The organism is Stenotrophomonas ginsengisoli (assembly GCF_001431485.1).
Taxonomy (GTDB): domain Bacteria; phylum Pseudomonadota; class Gammaproteobacteria; order Xanthomonadales; family Xanthomonadaceae; genus Stenotrophomonas; species Stenotrophomonas ginsengisoli.
In genome coordinates this window covers 35,688-49,677 of sequence record NZ_LDJM01000029.1, presented here as the reverse complement: position 1 = coordinate 49,677, position 13,990 = coordinate 35,688, and the positions used below count along the sequence as shown (strand labels likewise).

The following is a 13,990-nucleotide window of genomic DNA, read 5'->3' as shown; positions in this document are numbered from 1 at the left end:
CCGGCATGGTTCGATCCTTCACTTTCAGCCTGCCGTTGTTGCTGGCCTGGCTACTTTCCCCGCAGCCCGCCGATGCCGGCAACTGGCCCAGCGTGCCCCTGCCGGAGCACGCCCAGGGCGAGCTGGTGTCCAGCCACATGGTCCACAACAACGTGCCGATGCGGGTCTCGCGTTTCCACACCGGGATGAGCCCGGCCCAGGTTATCGGCTTCTATCAACGCCACTGGAAGGGCCAGGCCAAGGTCACCGAATTCGGCGACCGCCAGATCATCGCCTACCAGCAAGGCGGTCACTTCATCACTCTGGACGTGCGCGGCGGCAGTAGTGGCAGCCAGGTGCAGCTGGGCATCACCGAGCTGCTCGGCCGTGAACCGGGACATGCACCCGGCCATGGCTTCCCGCAGCCGGAGCGCAGCCAGGTGATTTCCGACACCCGCTACCACGACAACCCCGGACGCACGATTGCGCTGGAATCACCGCAGTCCACCTACCAGGCCTGGGAGTGGTACCGCGCCCGCCTGCAGCAACAAGGCTGGAAAGACGATGGCCAGCACCGCTGCAGCGTCATGGCGGTGCAGTGCCAGGCCGGCTACCAGCGCGGCAGCGAGGTGCTCAGCATGACCTTCAACCGCGCCGCCCAGCACACCGAAATCGTCGCCAACCAGATGCGCAGGTAACGCCATGCCTCCGATCAACCGTCGCCAATACGGCGCCGCCACCGTGGAGTACTGCATCGTCGCCGCCCTCGCCGCCCTGGTGCTGCTGGCTCGGCCCAACGTCATTGCCCAGCTGATTGATGCCCTGCGCGATGCCTACACCAGTTTCACTTACGCCTTGTCGCTTGGATGGATATGAAAGCCGTAAAACTGCAACTCAACCGCAATCTGGTCTTCCTGCTGGTCGCCGTGCTGATCGGCATCCTGGCCGCGGTACTGGCCGTGAGCTATGTGCAACGCACCGTGAGCGCCCGCACCGCGGTGCCCGAAGAAATCACCATGTCCGTGGCCGTGCCCACCCGCGACATTGCCGCCGGTCAGATCCTGCAGCCTGACGACCTGGCCGTGCGCCCGGTGGCGCCGGACCTGGTGCCGGCCGATGTGATCACCCCGGACAACTACGAACAGCACCTGGGCCGCATGCTGCGCGCACCGATCCGCCAGGGCGCGCCGATCAGCGCCGCCGCCCTGGTGCCGTTGTACGAGCAGTTTTCCGCGGTGATTGCCAAGGGCAATGTGGCCTACACCTTGAGTGTGGACGAGAACAATTCGATCTCCGGCATGGTCATCCCCGGTGACCATGTCGACATCCTGCTCACCGTTGATGATGACAAGCACGGTGCGCGGGTGATGCCGCTGCTGGAAAACGTGCTGGTTCTGGCCACCGGCACCCGCGTCGGCGAGACCCCGCTGGATGAATCCAATGCCGGCTATGCCAGCGTCAGCCTGGAGCTCACCCCTGCCGATGCCCAGCGCCTGACCGTGGCCGACAAGGCCGGCAGCCTGCGCGTGATGCTGCGCCAGAGCGAAGACCGGCGGCCGTTCCTGCTCGACGAGGTCACCCAGAAACAACTGCTGGGCGCTGGTGATGATGACCAGGCTGGCGTGCAGTACATCCTTGGAGGAAGCAACTGAGTCATGTCCAACCGTAACGCCAAGCGACTGCGTAGCGTCGCCTGCCTGCTTGCCTGTGTCGCTTCTGCTGCCCACGCACAACAGCTTCCTGCCCCGGCCACCGCACCTTCGGCGGTGCAGCCCATGGCCGTATTCGCCCTGCCCGCCGCACCGGCAGCCAGCGCACCGGCCGCCAACAACGCCCTGGTGCCGGCCCGCAGCTTCCCGGCCCCGGCCAGCGCCGCACAGTCACGCCAGGCCCATGCCAGCAGCGTGCAGCCGCTGCCGGCCCGTTTGAACCTGTTCCCCGGGCAAACTGCGGTGCACAGCATCGGCGGCTCGCTGAAGCGGGTGGCAGTGGGCAACGGCGAGATCGTCGATGTCACCAACATCGGCCGCAACGAGGTGGTGGTGATTGCCAAGAAGGAAGGCAACAGCACCCTGCACCTGTGGATGGAAGACGGGCGCCAGTACAGCGTGCCGATCGTGGTCGGCACTGCCAATGCCCATGCGGTGGCCGATACCGTGCGCATGCTGCTGGCGGACATGGACAACATCGAGGTGCATGTGATCGCCGACCGCGTGGTGGTCACCGGCAAGGATGTGCACCCGGCCCTGTCCACCCGCCTGAAGGACCTGAAGGACATCTATCCGCAACTGCTGGACTTCACCTCGGCCGACCCGGTGGGCATGCGGCCGATGGTGATGATGGATGTGCAGATCATGGAGTTCAACACCACCGCCCTGGAAGAACTGGGAATCAAGTGGGACAACGTGATCAACGGCCCCGGCGGGGCCTGGCTGAAGGACATGCAGCGCAATGACTACTTCCGCCTGCTGCCCGGCGCTGCCCCGTTCGACAATCTGCAGGACCTGCCCAGCCGCCTGCCCGGCACCCTGGGCTATTTCGGCATTGCCACCTCGATCACCTCGCAGATCAACCTGATGATGAACCAGGGCAAGGCCGTGCTGCTGGCCAGCCCCAAGCTCAGCGCCCGCTCCGGCGGCTCGGCCAAGTTCCTGGTCGGTGGCGAGGTACCGATCCCGATTCCGCAGGGTTTTGGCCAGTATGCGATCGAATTCAAGGAATACGGCATCAAGCTGGACATCGCCCCGGTGGTCAACGGCAGCGAGGAGATTTCCACCACCCTGCTGGCCGAAGTCAGCCGTGTCGACCCCAGCGTCAGCGCGATGGGTGTGCCCGGTTTCCTGACCCGCCGCAGCGAATCCGAACTCAACGTACGCGCCGGCGATACCATCGTCATTTCCGGTCTGGTCGACAGCCAGGCCGCGCAGAGTGTGGACAAGCTGCCGCTGCTGGGCGACATCCCGGTGCTGGGCAAGCTGTTCCGCTCCGATGCCTTCCGCGGCAACAAGACCGAGCTGGTGATGTTCGTCACCCCGCGCATCATCACCCCGGGCTCGGAGCTCAACCAGCAGATGATCGAACAGGGCGAGTCCTACCGGCAGCAGGGCCTGCAGCAGTTGCCGCCGCGCCAGCAGCAGTTCGTGCCGTAACCATGTTCAGGATCCTTGTCGACACCCCAAACCGCGAACAACGCCAGATCCGTTGCCTGCACAACGAGTGCGGCATCGGCCGCGGTGATGCCAACCTGGTGATGCTGCAGGGCTGGAGCATCGGCCAGCAGCATGCGTTGATCCGCCGGCTTGCCGATGGCCTGCACATCGAACAGCTGGAAGGCCGCGCGGCGCTGAACCTCAATGGCAAGCGGGTCAACGGCCTGCAGGGGCCGCTGCAGGACAGTGACCGCATCGAGATCGGCGACTATCGCCTGCAGGTCATCGACGAAGCACCGCCGGCACCGGCACCTGCCGTGCACGCGGCCCAGGCAGCTGCGGCAGCAATGCCCTCCCCGGCGCACAGCCCGCCACCGCCTGCGCCACCATCGCCACCGGACACCGGCCAGCAGCTCGCCCATCCCGGCGAGCTGCCAGCGGACATGACCAGCTACCGGGCCAGCGTGCACAAGGCCCTGGTCAAGCAGATGGACCTGCGCCGGGTCGATGTGCGCGGCATGGACGATGAAACCCTGCGCAGCACCACCATCAAGCTGATTGATGATGTGATGAGCCGGGAGTTTTCCGACCTGCCCAAGAGCATCAATCCACGCCGGCTGGCCAAGGAGGTGCTGGACGAGGCGATCGGCCTGGGCCCGCTGGAAGACCTGCTCGATGACCCAACGGTGACCGAAATCATGGTCAACGCGCACGACATGATCTTCATCGAACGCGGCGGCCAGATCGTGAAGTCGGCGGTCAACTTCACCGATGACCGCGCGGTGCTGTCGGCCATCGAGCGCATCGTCACGCCGCTGGGCCGGCGCATCGATGAAAGCTCGCCCCTGGTCGATGCGCGCCTGAAGGACGGCTCGCGCGTCAATGCGGTGATCCCGCCGGTGGCCCTGCGCGGGCCGTCTATCTCGATCCGAAAATTCCCCAAGCACAAGCTGGTCGGCGAAGACCTGGTGCGCTTCGGCTCGCTGTCACCGGCGATGCTGCAGTTTCTGATCATGGCCGTGCGCGAGCGCAAGAACATCGTGGTGATCGGTGGTACCGGCTCGGGCAAGACCACTCTGCTCAACATCCTGTCCAACTTCATTCCCGATACCGACCGCGTGGTCACCATCGAGGATGCGGCCGAGCTGAAGCTGGTGCAGCCCAACCTGGTGGCCCTGGAGGCGCGCCCACCGAACATGGAAGGCAAGGGCCACATCTCCATCCGCGACCTGGTCAAGAACGCCCTGCGCATGCGCCCGGACCGCATCGTGGTCGGCGAATGCCGTGGTGGCGAGGCGCTGGACATGCTGCAGGCGATGAACACCGGCCATGAGGGCTCGCTGACCACCGCCCACGCCAACAGCCCGCGCGAGGCGATCTCGCGTATCGAGGTGATGGTGATGATGGCCGGCATGGAGCTGCCGATGACCGTGGTGCGCGAGCAGATTTCCTCGGCAGTGGACCTGATCGTGCACCAGAAGCGTTTCCCCTGCGGCTCGCGCAAGGTGGCCCATATTTCCGAAATCACCGGCATGGAAAGCGGCACCATCCAGCTGCAGGACATCTTCGCCTTCCAGACCCGCGCCAGTGCCGGCGCCGACGGCAAGGTGGTCGGCGAGTTCCGCGCCACCGGTGCGGTGCCCGAGTTCTACGAGGAACTGGCCAACCGCGGCGTGGCGGTGGACATGGGCATCTTCCGCAACCCGGAGAATGGCCCATGATGCTGTGGCTGGTGGCCGCCATGGCCTTTGTCAGCGTCAGCCTGCTGGCCGTGGTTGCAGTGCAGGCCGGCGACCGTTTCATGGCCCGCTACCGGGCCAGCTTCATGGACCAGGCCAAGCTCAACCTGGCCGACATGTTCCTGTTCGTCAATGAAGGGGCCTTGTTTGTCAGCTATGCGGTGGCGGTGGTGGGCATTCCGCTGCTGCTGTGGCTGCTCAGCGGTGGCTGGTTCCTGCCCGCGGTGGCCCTGCTGTTCCTGGCCACGGTGCCGCGCCATGCCTACCGCGTGCTGCGCCAGCGCCGCATCAACAAGATCCAGCAGCAACTGCCCGATGGCCTGATGATGCTGGCCAGCAGCCTGCGCGCCGGTGTCGGTTTCAACCCGGCGCTGGAGACCCTGGCCAAGGACGGGGTGCCACCACTGGCCCAGGAGCTGTCGCTGATCCTGCGCGAGCAGCACATGGGTGTGCGTACCGAAGAAGCGCTGGAAAACTTCGCCAGACGCGTCCCCCTGCCCGATGTGAAGCTGTTCGTCGCGGCGGTGTGCATCTCGCGCGAAGTCGGCGGCAACCTGGCCGAAACCCTGGCCACCCTGGCCGATACCCTGCGCCGCAAGTTGATGATGGAAGGCAAGGTCAAGGCATTGACCTCGCAGGGCAAGCTGCAGGGCATCGTGATGGCCCTGCTGCCGGTCGGCATCGGTGGTTTTTTGTACTTTGCCTACCCCGAAACCATGGGCGGGCTGCTGCACGAGCCGATCGGCTGGGGCCTGATTGCAATCTGCTCGGTGCTGGAATTCATCGGCTACAAGTTCTGCCAGAAGATCATGGCGATCGACATATGACCTGGATACTCGTACTGGTCGGCCTGGCCGCCGCCTCCACCGTGGTGTTGACCCTGCTGGGCATCCGCGGCCTGCTGCAGGCGGTGCCGGTGGTGGACCGCAACTATCAGGACCCACTGCCGCCGGTGCTGCGCCTGCTCTGGCCACTGGTGCAGGCGGCAACCCAGCTGATCGGCCCGCGGCTGTCGGCCGCACAGCTGGAAAGTGCCCACAAGCGCCTGCAGGCGGCAGGCCAGGATTACGTGCTCAGCCCGGAAGAGCTGTATGGCACCCGGGTGGTGGCCGCCATCAGCATCGGCCTGTTGCTGATGCTGTTCCCGCTGGTGATGGGCAAGCTGGAGCCGGTCCTGCTGCTGATGTGCTTTGCCTTCGGCCTGCCGCTGGGCTGGCTGTACCCGCTGATGTGGATCGGTGAGCGGCGCAAGCTGCGCAGCAAGCAGGTGGTGCGTGACCTGCCGACCTTCCTGGACTTCATCACCATGAGCGTGGAGGCCGGCCTGAACATCACCGGGGCCATCGAGCAGGCGGTGCTGCGTGGCCCACCCGGCCCGCTGGGGCAGGAATTCGCGCGCATGCTGCGTGACCTGCGCGCCGGCCTGCCCCGCGCCGAGGCACTGCGGCGTATGGCCGAACGCATGGACATTGCGCAGATCACCAGCTTTGCCAGCGCGGTGATCCAGGCCGACAAGGTCGGTGCAAACCTGAGCGAATCCCTGCGTGCCCAGGCTATGCAGCGGCGCGAGGAGCGCTTCCTGCAGGCAGAAAAGCTGGCCCTGGAAGCTCCGGTAAAGATGATGTTCCCGCTGGTGGTGTTCTTCTTCCCGCAGGTGTTCTTCGTGCTGGGCTATTTCATTTTCAGCGAAGCACGCCGCCAGGGGTTGCTGTAATGCAGCGCCTGGCCCTGTACCGGCAAGGTCACTGCCTGCTGGCCGATGTCGGCCATGCCCGGCGCTGGCACCAGCGTGCCCGTGGCCTGTTGCTGCGCGCGCCGCTGCAGCCCGGGCAGGGCCTGCTGATTGAACCCTGTGCCAGCGTGCATACCTGCTTCATGGGCTATGCGCTGGATCTGGTGTTCCTGGACCGCGCGCAGCGGGTACTGGGCTGGCGCGAAAACCTGCCGCCGTGGCGCGCCGCCGGCCTGCGCGGCGCCCATGCCACCCTGGAACTGCCGGCCGGCAGCCTGATCGGCCTGGGCCTGCAGATCGGCCAGGCCCTGCACTGGCAGCCCTCCCCGCCAGCGCCATCGACCGACGCCACCGACATGGAGACACCATGAACCTGCATCGTCGCCTTGCCCGTCACCAGCGCGGCCAGTCCATGGTCGAGTTCTGCATCGTGGTGCCGCTGTTCCTGTTCCTGCTGTTGCTGATCCTGCAGATGGTGCTGATCTACCGGGCCAAATCGACCCTGGATTACGCCACCTTCCAGGCCGCGCGTACCGGCGCGGTCAACGGCGCCGACCCCAAACAAATGCGCGATCGTCTGGCCACCGGTCTGGTACCACTGTGGACCCACTCCCCGGATCTGGGCGGTGTGGCGGCAGCGCGGGCCAAGACCGAAACCGAGGTGCTTCTGGGCCACGCCACCCTGGAAGTGATCAGCCCGACCAAGCAGATGTGGAACCAGTTCCGCGAACGCCAGTACGACGGCCGCCTGGCCCTGCCCAACGACACCCTGCAATACCGCAACCGGGCGATCAACGCCCAGACCAATGTGCACATCCAGGATGCCAACGTGCTGCGGATCAAGGCCCAGTACGACTTCCCGCTGATCGTGCCGTTTGTCGACCGGGTCATCGTCGGTGCCTCGCGCCTGCTCAGCGAAGGCCCGGATACCCGCCTGCGCCGCGACCTGATCAGTGGACGCTACCGCCTGCCCTTGGTCAGCAGTGCCGAAGTGCGCATGCAAAGCCCGGTCTACGAGCAGAACAACCTGCGCTGATCCTGCAAGGGCCTGGCAGCAACACACCTTGCCATCCACCTGCGGTTGCATCTGCCCTGTCACCGGCTTTCCCGCCAGCCAGCATTCCGGGGCAGATCCTGTTACTGGCCCACCAGCCCTGATCTTTGCTGCAGCAGCGGCCGTGCTGCCCGGTAACCGCTACATCCGTGCCCATCTGCCCGGGCCAGGTCAGATGGGCTGGTAGGTTCTGCTCGGCGCCTCATAGCGATAGCGCAGCGACGACTCCGAGGCTTGCGCGAAGTCCAGCCAAAGCAGCGGAAACTGCTGCCCGGACACTTGCTCAAAGCGCAGGTGCGCGCTGACATCGCGGCAGGCAATACGTGGGTTGGCCTCGCCACAGCTGGCCGAGTTGTCACTGCCGGCCTCCAGCGTACCCAGATGACGCCAGCGCCTGTCATCGGCCTGCGCCGGCAGGGTCGCACTGAAATGCAGGATTTCCACGGCACGACCGGTGGCACCGGGGGTGTCATAGCGCGTGGGTACGGCCAGCAACAGGTCACCGTTGTGCATGGCCCAGGTTTGAACCTGGCGTGCGCTGTCCACCGCGCTGCCCTGGCCATGAGCACCGAACTGACCGATATCCAGCTCGCTGCCTTCCCAATGCCAGGGCTGTTGGGCATCGCTGCCCAGCACGAAGGTCGCCTGGGCCAGCACCGCCTTCTGCCCCGGATCGGGATACTCATCTTCCTGCTCGCCGAACACTGCGGGCGAGAGCCAGGCAAACCCGGTGTAGTACGACTTTCCCTGCAGCACGAACTGCTGGCCATGCCAGTAATTGATCGTCGCCCCGTTGGCGATCGCATAGGACAGCGTGCCGTCACCGTCCACATCGCTGATCAGGGAAAGCACGTTGTCCACACGCGGCACCGGCACCGGGGCGCTGTCCACTGCAGCCACGGCGTCGGACGTCATCGCCCTGGTGTGGCCATCTCCGGTCTGATCGCCAACGGCAGCCGGATGCGGGTCATCGCTGCCGTAGCTACACCCGGACAGCAACAGCCAGACCACCAGGGGCATCAATGCGGGCTTTTTCATCACAGGCCTCCTTGGGAACGTTCCAGTGCATCCTGGAAAACTACATGCAGGCAAGCGCCGCCGCCCACGCCGATGCGCCGTATCCTGATGCACATCCCATTTGTGATTGCCTCCATGCGCATCCTGATCCTTGGTGCCGGTGCCACCGGCGGTTATTTCGGCGCCCGCCTGGCCCAGGCCGGGGTGGACGTCAGCTTCGCGCTGCGCCCGGCCCGTGCACGGCACATACGCGAACACGGGCTGTGCGTGCGCAGCCCGCTGGGTGATGTGCAGCTGGCAGCCAAGGTGCTCAGCGCCGACCAGCTGGCCGATGCCCCGCCGTTCGACCTGGTCCTGCTCAGCTGCAAGGCTTATGACCTGGACAGCGCAATCGAGGCCATTGCCCCGGCCGTGAGCGCCACCACCACGGTGCTGCCCGTGCTCAATGGGCTGGCCCACTACCCGTTGCTGGATGCCCGTTTTGGCCGTGAGCAGGTACTGGGCGGGCTGTGCTTCATCTCCGCGGTGCTGGCCGCCGATGGCGCCATCCACCACCTGGACAAGCCGGCCAGGCTGACCTTCGGCGAGCGCGACAGTGCCACCATCAGCCCACGGGTACAGGCCTTTGCCGCAGCCTGCAGCGCGGCCGGCATCGACCACGTGGCCAGCACCGACATTGCAGGCGAGCAGTGGATCAAGTACAGCTTTCTGGCCAGCCTGGCCGGGGCCACCTGCCTGCAGCGCAGCGACATCGGCGGCATTGTTGCCCGCGAGGGCGGGCTGGATTTCATCAGCGGCCTGCACGAGGAATGCCTGGCCGTAGCCGCTGCCAGCGGCCACCCGGTGCCGGACAAGGCCATCGCCATTGCCCGCGCCAGCCTGACCCAGCCCGGCTCGCCGATGAAGGCCTCGATGCTGCGTGACCTGGAAGCCGGCAAGCCGATCGAGGCCGCGCACCTGATCGGCGACCTGGTCCACCGTGCGCACTCGCTGGGTGTGACGGTGCCGCGCCTGCAGGCCATCTGGGTAACCCTGCAGGGCTACACCGCAACCTGCTGATCGCTGCTTCAAGGCCCACCGGCACACTGCCGATGGCCTGCCGCCGGCTCAGGCCTGCTGGCCGTGCTGCGGCCGACCACCGCGGCCAAAGCGCCGGGCGATCCAGTCGCCCAGGTCATGCAGCACGGTATAGGTGGCCGGAATCACCACCAGGCTGAGCACGGTGGAAGTGATCAGGCCACCGATCACCGCCACCGCCATCGGCCCGCGCACGCTGGAATCACCGGAGAAACCGAACACGATCGGCAGCATGCCCGCGCCCATCGCCAGGGTGGTCATGATCACCGGCTGGGCGCGCTTGCGGCAGGCATCGATCAGGGCGTCATGCTGGCTCAGGCCGTGCTCGTCCTCGGCAATCACCGCGTAGTCCACCAGCAGGATCGAGTTCTTGGTGGCAATGCCGATCAGCATCAGCAGGCCGATCAGGCTGGGCAGGGAGAGCATGTTGCCGGTCAGCAGCAGCGCGCCGAAGGCGCCACCGGCACTGAGCGGCACTGCAGCGAGGATGGTGACCGGCATCAGCGGGTGGTTGAGCAGCAGCAACAGCACCATGTAGATGCAGATGATGCCGGCCAGCATGGCCAGGGCGAAGCCGGTGAACATCTCCACAAACACCTCGGCATCGCCGGCGGTGATGAACTGCACGCCGTCGGGCAGCTGCTGCAGGCTGGGCAGCTGGTTGACCTGCGCCATCACCTCGCCCAGCGGGCGGCCATTGAGCTCGGCGGTCAGGGTCACACTGCGCTGGCGCTGGTAGCGCGAGATCGTCGACGGCCCGCTGCCGACCTGCACATCGGCCACGGCGGCCAGCGGCACCGCGCCATTGCGCGCCGGCACCCGCAGCTGGCCGACCAGGGCCGGGTTGTCCAGCGCACTCTGGGCCAGGCCAACCCGGATCGGGATCTGCCGCTCGGGCAGGTTGAGCTTGGCCATGCGCTGGGTGTAATCGCCACTGGTGGCGATACGCGCCGCTTCGGCGATATCGGCGGTGGCTACGCCGAGGTCGGCGGCACGTGCCGGATCGGGGCTGACCACGATTTCCGGGCGCAACAGGGCCGCGCTGGACTGGATCGAGCCCAGTCCCTGCAGGCTGCGCAGGTCACGCTCCAGCGCCTCGGCGGCAATGCCCAGGCGCTGTGGGTCATCACCGGCCAGCACCAGCTGCATCTTCTCGCCCGGCTCGTTGGAGATGAAGCTCAGGCGCGCACCCGGCAGGTCGGCCACGCGCTCGCGTACCAGGCGTTCGAGCACCTTCTGGTCACGTTCGCGTTCCTCGCCCGGGCCCCAGTCCAGGGTCAGCAGGGCCTTGCGCACCTCGCCCACCGGCGAGGCGGTGGGGTCGCCATTGTCCAGCACCCCGCCCACCGTGGTGTAGACCTGCTTCAGCTCGGGGATGTCGGCCAGCAGCGCGCGGGCACGTTCGGCCACCGCCGTGGTCTGCTCGATGGAGCTGCCCGGGGCCAGTTCGATGGACAGGTTGCTGCGGCCCAGGTCGGTGAACGGAATGAAGGTGGCCGGGATCAGCGGCACCAGGGCCATCGATCCGACAAACAGGCCGAAGGCGATCCACAGGGTGCGGGCACGATGACGCAGGGCGCGGTCCACCCAGCCCAGGTACCAGGTCATGACCTTGCCCTGGCGGTGTTCGCGGTTGTCCGGTTTCAGGCCGTAGGCGGCCATCATCGGCGTCAGCAGGCGCGCCACCAGCAGCGAGAACAGCACTGCGGTGGCCGCGGTCCAGCCGAATTCACGGAAGAACTTGCCGGCCACCCCGGGCATGAAGGCCACCGGGATGAACACCGCGGCCAGGGTCACCGAGGTGGCGACCACCGCCATGCCGATTTCATCGGCCGCCTCGCGCGCCGCTTCCAGCGGGGTCTTGCCCATGCGCAGGTGGCGCACGATGTTCTCGATCTCCACGATCGCGTCATCGACCAGGATGCCCACCACCGCGGCCAGCGCCAGCAGGGTGAGGATGTTGAGCGAGAAGCCGAAGAAGTACATCACCGCGAAGGTCGGGATGATCGACAGCGGCAGGGCCACGGCAGCGATCCAGGTCGCCCGCCAGTCACGCAGGAACAGCCACACCACCAGCACCGCCAGCAGCGCGCCCTCGTAGAGCATCATCATCGAGGACGAATACGAGGTGCGGGTCTCCTCGACCATGTCGGTGACCATGCGGATGTCGATGCCGGGGTTGTCGGCCTTGAGCTTTGCCACCGCCGCCTCGACCTTGTCGGCCACTTCCAGCTCGCTGGCCTGGCGCGTGCGCGAGACCGAGAAGGCCACCGCCGGCTTGCCATCGAGCAGGGCCAGCTGCTCGGTATCGGCGGCGCCATCGGTGATCGTGGCCAGGTTGGACAGGCGCACGCTGCGCCCATCGGCCAGAGCGATGCTGTAACCGGCCAGCTCCTGCGCCGTGGCCAGGGTGCCGACGGTGCGGATCACCTGGCGGCCACCATCAAGCTCGACCTTGCCGCCGGCCTGCTCCACCTGGAAGCGCGCCAGCTGCTGGCTGACCATGCCGGCGGTGATGCCCCAGGCCTGCAACGCGGCCGGGTCCAGGTCCACCCGCACCTGGCGTTCGATGCCGCCCACGCGCTTGACCTGGGCCACGCCGGCAATGCCGTACATGGCCCGGGTCACATCACGGTCGACAAACCAGCTCAGTTCGTCCGGCTGCAGGTGATCGGCCACCACCGCCCAGGTCTGCAGGGCGCCACCGATGTCCACCTTGGACACCACCGGCTCCTGGATGTCCTGCGGCAGGTCCATGCGGATGCGGCTGACCGCATCGCGGGTGTCATCCAGCGCCTCGGAAAGCTCGGTATCCATGTGGAATTCGAGCATGGTGGTGCTCATGCCCTCGTCCACCGAGGACATCACCCGCTTGATCCCGGGAATGGTGGCCACCGCATCCTCGACCTTGCGCGTGACCTCGGCCTCCAGCTGCGACGGCGAGGCGCCGGGCTGGGACACGCTGACCGTGGTCATCGGCAGCGAGACATCCGGGAAACGGGCAATGGACAGGTGCTGGAAGCACCACAAGCCGGCCACACACAGGATGAAGAACAGCATCAGCGACGGCAGCGGCCGCCGGATCGCCCAGGCGGAGAAATTCATGCGCCGCCTGCCTTGCCCGCTGCATTACCGGCAGCGGGTGAGGGTGCGGGTGCACTGCCCTGCACCACCCGCACCTTGTCACCATCACCGAGGAAACCGGCCCCTTCCAGCACCACCGATTGCCCTGCCGCCACACCGTCGATCACTTCGGTACGGCCATCCACACTGGCCCCGGTCTGCACCCGCACCCGGCGGGCCACGCCCTGCGCATCCACGGTGAACACATACGGGTGGCCATCGCGCAGTACCACGGCGGCGCTGGGCACGGTCAGGCCATGGCCCTGGCCGACATTGATCCGCCCTTCCACATAGCTGCCCGGCTGCAGGCTGCCCGGCGCGGGCAGGTCGGCGTGCACGGTGCCGGTGCGGGTCTGCGCATCCACCCCGGGGCTGACTGCGCGCACGCTGCCGCTGACCGGCCCTTCGCGACCGGGCAGGGTCACCGTATCTCCGACGCTGACCTGGGCCAGCTGGGCTTCGGCCAGTTCGGCACGCCATTCCAGGCGGCCATCGCGGATCAGCCGCAGCAGCTCGCTGCCGGCAGCAACAATCTGCCCGGGCTGGACCAGACGCTTGGAAATGATGCCGTCGGCCGGGGCGCGCAGGCGGGCGAAGTCGCGGCGCAGGGCGGCGTTGTCGCGCGCGGCCTGGGCGGTGCCGACACGGGCCTGTGCACTGCTGCGCTGGGCCCGCAGTTCATCCAGCTGGGCCGCACTGATCAACTGCTGGGCAGCCAGCGGCTCGGCCCGGCGCACATTGGCGCGGGCCAGTTCCAGCGAGGCCTGGGCCTCGGCCAGGGACGCATCGGCCTGGGCCAGGTCGGCCGTGGCACTGCGTGCATCCAGTTCCAGCAGGACCTCGCCCTGCTTCACCTTCTGCCCCACATCCACATGCAGGGCAGTGATGCGTACCCCGCTCAGCTCCACCCCCAGCTGCATTTCCTCCCAGGCGGTGACCGGGCCGGAAACCACCACGCTGCGCTCGATCACGCTGTCCGTGACCGGCACCAGGCTCACGGCCAGGCTGGTCGGCGGGGGCGCTGCCTCATCCTTGGCGCAGGCAACAAGGCTCAGTGCGGCCAGCAGGGTCAGGGCAAGGTGGTGGAATCGGGGCAGCATGCGGTGCGTCCTGGCAAGGC

General features: G+C 66.8%; 13 protein-coding genes. 10 read left to right on the top strand and 3 right to left on the bottom strand.

Going from position 1 to position 13,990, the window contains the following annotated elements:
- Positions 1–5 precede the first annotated feature (5 nt).
- From ABB30_RS11565 to ABB30_RS11530, 9 genes are read left to right on the top strand one after another with little or no spacing between them, the layout of a single operon-like run.
- Positions 6–677, top strand: a complete 672-nt coding sequence (locus ABB30_RS11565) for a hypothetical protein (protein ID WP_152980721.1) — start codon at positions 6–8, stop codon at positions 675–677.
- A gap of 4 nt (positions 678–681) precedes the next feature.
- Positions 682–855: a hypothetical protein gene (locus tag ABB30_RS16625; protein ID WP_169788487.1), complete on the top strand. Its 174-nt coding sequence runs from the start codon at positions 682–684 to the stop codon at positions 853–855.
- Positions 852–1,631, top strand: a complete 780-nt coding sequence (cpaB, locus tag ABB30_RS11560) for a Flp pilus assembly protein CpaB (protein WP_057638466.1) — start codon at positions 852–854, stop codon at positions 1,629–1,631. Before ABB30_RS16625 ends, cpaB begins: the two co-directional genes overlap by 4 nt.
- A 3-nt stretch (positions 1,632–1,634) precedes the next feature.
- Positions 1,635–3,128 (top strand): type II and III secretion system protein family protein, encoded by a 1,494-nt coding sequence (locus ABB30_RS11555; RefSeq protein ID WP_057638465.1) that lies wholly within the window; start codon positions 1,635–1,637, stop codon positions 3,126–3,128.
- Positions 3,129–3,130: 2 nt separating this feature from the next.
- A complete protein-coding gene (locus ABB30_RS11550; protein WP_057638464.1) occupies positions 3,131–4,849 on the top strand; it encodes a TadA family conjugal transfer-associated ATPase in 1,719 nt (572 codons plus the stop codon).
- Entirely contained in the window at positions 4,846–5,694 is an 849-nt protein-coding gene (locus ABB30_RS11545) for a type II secretion system F family protein (RefSeq protein ID WP_057638463.1), read from the top strand. The genes ABB30_RS11550 and ABB30_RS11545 overlap by 4 nt, the downstream gene beginning before the upstream one ends.
- A complete protein-coding gene (locus ABB30_RS11540) occupies positions 5,691–6,581 on the top strand; it encodes a type II secretion system F family protein (RefSeq protein WP_057638462.1) in 891 nt (296 codons plus the stop codon). Before ABB30_RS11545 ends, ABB30_RS11540 begins: the two co-directional genes overlap by 4 nt.
- Complete coding sequence (locus tag ABB30_RS11535; RefSeq protein ID WP_083489845.1) at positions 6,581–6,970, top strand: DUF192 domain-containing protein; 390 nt, start codon at positions 6,581–6,583, stop codon at positions 6,968–6,970. Before ABB30_RS11540 ends, ABB30_RS11535 begins: the two co-directional genes overlap by 1 nt.
- Positions 6,967–7,635: a TadE/TadG family type IV pilus assembly protein gene (locus ABB30_RS11530; protein WP_057638461.1), complete on the top strand. Its 669-nt coding sequence runs from the start codon at positions 6,967–6,969 to the stop codon at positions 7,633–7,635. Before ABB30_RS11535 ends, ABB30_RS11530 begins: the two co-directional genes overlap by 4 nt.
- Positions 7,636–7,824: 189 nt before the next feature.
- Here the strand turns inward: ABB30_RS11530 and ABB30_RS11525 are convergent, their stop codons facing one another.
- The gene (locus ABB30_RS11525) at positions 7,825–8,691 is read right to left on the bottom strand and encodes a hypothetical protein (RefSeq protein ID WP_057638460.1); all 867 of its coding nucleotides are present in this window, start codon (positions 8,689–8,691) and stop codon (positions 7,825–7,827) included.
- 114 nt (positions 8,692–8,805) lie between these two features.
- On the opposite strand from ABB30_RS11525, the gene panE reads away from it, so the two are divergent.
- Positions 8,806–9,729 carry a 2-dehydropantoate 2-reductase gene (gene panE / locus ABB30_RS11520; RefSeq protein WP_057638493.1) on the top strand — a complete coding sequence of 308 codons (924 nt, stop codon included), beginning with the start codon at positions 8,806–8,808 and terminating at the stop codon, positions 9,727–9,729.
- 48 nt (positions 9,730–9,777) lie between these two features.
- Here panE and ABB30_RS11515 read toward each other — a convergent pair whose 3' ends face one another.
- Positions 9,778–12,852 (bottom strand): efflux RND transporter permease subunit, encoded by a 3,075-nt coding sequence (locus tag ABB30_RS11515; RefSeq protein WP_057638459.1) that lies wholly within the window; start codon positions 12,850–12,852, stop codon positions 9,778–9,780.
- Entirely contained in the window at positions 12,849–13,970 is a 1,122-nt protein-coding gene (locus tag ABB30_RS11510; RefSeq protein ID WP_057638458.1) for an efflux RND transporter periplasmic adaptor subunit, read from the bottom strand. Before ABB30_RS11510 ends, ABB30_RS11515 begins: the two co-directional genes overlap by 4 nt.
- Positions 13,971–13,990: the final 20 nt, after the last annotated feature.

Bases quoted from the DNA above. Each gene is read 5' to 3' on its own strand.
- ABB30_RS11515 (WP_057638459.1), bottom strand. From the start codon at position 12,852: ATGAATTTCTCCGCCTGGGCGATCCGGCGGCCGCTGCCGTCGCTGATG.
- ABB30_RS16625 (WP_169788487.1), top strand. From the start codon at position 682: ATGCCTCCGATCAACCGTCGCCAATACGGCGCCGCCACCGTGGAGTAC.
- ABB30_RS11545 (WP_057638463.1), top strand. From the start codon at position 4,846: ATGATGCTGTGGCTGGTGGCCGCCATGGCCTTTGTCAGCGTCAGCCTG.
- ABB30_RS11510 (WP_057638458.1), bottom strand. From the start codon at position 13,970: ATGCTGCCCCGATTCCACCACCTTGCCCTGACCCTGCTGGCCGCACTG.
- ABB30_RS11535 (WP_083489845.1), top strand. From the start codon at position 6,581: ATGCAGCGCCTGGCCCTGTACCGGCAAGGTCACTGCCTGCTGGCCGAT.
- panE (WP_057638493.1), top strand. From the start codon at position 8,806: ATGCGCATCCTGATCCTTGGTGCCGGTGCCACCGGCGGTTATTTCGGC.
- ABB30_RS11530 (WP_057638461.1), top strand. From the start codon at position 6,967: ATGAACCTGCATCGTCGCCTTGCCCGTCACCAGCGCGGCCAGTCCATG.
- ABB30_RS11565 (WP_152980721.1), top strand. From the start codon at position 6: ATGGTTCGATCCTTCACTTTCAGCCTGCCGTTGTTGCTGGCCTGGCTA.
- ABB30_RS11525 (WP_057638460.1), bottom strand. From the start codon at position 8,691: ATGAAAAAGCCCGCATTGATGCCCCTGGTGGTCTGGCTGTTGCTGTCC.
- cpaB (WP_057638466.1), top strand. From the start codon at position 852: ATGAAAGCCGTAAAACTGCAACTCAACCGCAATCTGGTCTTCCTGCTG.
- ABB30_RS11540 (WP_057638462.1), top strand. From the start codon at position 5,691: ATGACCTGGATACTCGTACTGGTCGGCCTGGCCGCCGCCTCCACCGTG.
- ABB30_RS11555 (WP_057638465.1), top strand. From the start codon at position 1,635: ATGTCCAACCGTAACGCCAAGCGACTGCGTAGCGTCGCCTGCCTGCTT.
- ABB30_RS11550 (WP_057638464.1), top strand. From the start codon at position 3,131: ATGTTCAGGATCCTTGTCGACACCCCAAACCGCGAACAACGCCAGATC.